Origin of the sequence: Rahnella perminowiae (assembly GCF_019049695.1) — a bacterium.
In the GTDB taxonomy this organism is placed as follows: Bacteria; Pseudomonadota; Gammaproteobacteria; order Enterobacterales; family Enterobacteriaceae; genus Rahnella; species Rahnella perminowiae.
The window spans coordinates 1-1468 of the sequence record NZ_JAFMOT010000113.1 but is presented as its reverse complement, the minus strand read 5'-3'; the positions used below and the strand labels follow the sequence as shown (position 1 = coordinate 1468).

Below are 1468 nucleotides of genomic sequence, written 5' to 3'. Positions count from 1 at the left end.
CTGGCTGAATATAACAACGAGCGGCCTCATGAATCCCTGAACAACCTGACGCCGGAAGAGTACCGGCTGATGGCCGAAAACCCGGAAGTCTCAAAAAGTGCGTGGAACTAAAACAGGTGTGCTTACATATCGTCCCTCTGTCAGAACAGGCCTTAGAACTGCTTGAAATCATGCGCCCAATTAGTGGTAATCGTGAGTACGTTTTCCCTAGCCGAAATGATCCACGTAAGCCAATGAATAGTCAAACTGCAAATGCCGCTTTGAAGCGTATTGGATATGGTGGGAAACTGGTCGCACATGGCTTGCGATCCATAGCAAGCACGGCTATGAATGAAGCTGGATTTAATGCTGACGTAATCGAGGCAGCGCTTGCACATAGTGATAAGAATGAAGTTAGGAAAGCTTATAATCGGTCAACCTATCTCGAACATCGTCGTGAATTAATGAATTGGTGAGGAGGCCTAGTAAATAAAGTGTAATAGAGGGCGCTATTCAGCGCCCTGCACTTAAGATAAGCAACATTTTTTAAATTTCTTTCCGCTTCCACAGAAGCATATATCATTACGCCCCGATTTCTTTATTGAGGTCATAACACCGCCGACATTAACCATTGTATTTTTAATATTAGCAGGTTTGATCGATCTCTCCATTTTATCAGAGTAGGTCCAATCAAAATCCAACATGACTCCATAGTTCACTCTAAATTTCTCAGGAGAAACATGTATCCCAATCCATTTTTTTAATTTAGTAATATATTTTCGTTTAACGCAGTGTGTATGCAATTGTCGCTCTGCGGTATTTTTATCGTAATAGTTAGAGTGAACAGTAAAGCCGACATCTCCAATCATTGTGGAAAAATCATGATGTTTTTTATCGATTGAGGATAGACAAACTGTCTGTCTAGCTATCAGATTTATGTTTTCAATTGCTTCACCGCCAAGTGAAAGAATGAGAAAACCTAAATCTACCGCTAGCTTATGATTTTCAGTCTCTAACGATTTAATTAGTTTATTAATAAACCCCTCTTGGTACATCGTTAAAATCCCATCAGGTGTGCCCTTTCCTGTTATCCCTTTTCTCCGGACAAGCATAGCTATATCGAGATCAGCGCATATATCATCTTCTAACATGAACATATCGCACTCATCATCAACCCATAAGTTTTGTTTTAAATGCAAAGAAAAAACCGTCAACTCATGAGAAGAAAATACTTTATCACTGTAAAAAGAGCGCCTATCTATATAAGATAAAAAATATAATGGAGTACGCAAAAACTCAGTTAGCACATCCAATAAAAAAACGTCCATTATAAATGGCGGGGGTATGTTATCTGTTTTAGTTATTTTTAGATATTGGAGGATCTGAAAATTAAGTGCTGGGTAATTTTCAGAAATGATAGGAACTATGTAGCATTTAGAAACCCGAGAGATTAGTTTGATTTTTTTGAATTTTTGATAAGCTAAATCGC

General features: G+C 38.4%; 1 protein-coding gene and 2 pseudogenes. 2 read left to right on the top strand and 1 reads right to left on the bottom strand.

The genetic code is table 11. The annotated features are described in order from the left end of the window. Positions 1-111 (top strand): annotated as a pseudogene (locus J1781_RS00610) (integrase); the annotation flags it as partial. Between the two features lie 14 nt (positions 112-125). Next, a pseudogene (locus J1781_RS00605) lies at positions 126-455 on the top strand (tyrosine-type recombinase/integrase); the annotation flags it as partial. Positions 456-506: 51 nt separating this feature from the next. On the opposite strand, the gene J1781_RS00600 reads toward J1781_RS00605, so the two are convergent. Next, positions 507-1468 (bottom strand): SEC-C metal-binding domain-containing protein (locus J1781_RS00600; protein ID WP_217233043.1); only part of this gene is annotated, 962 nt, incomplete at its 5' end.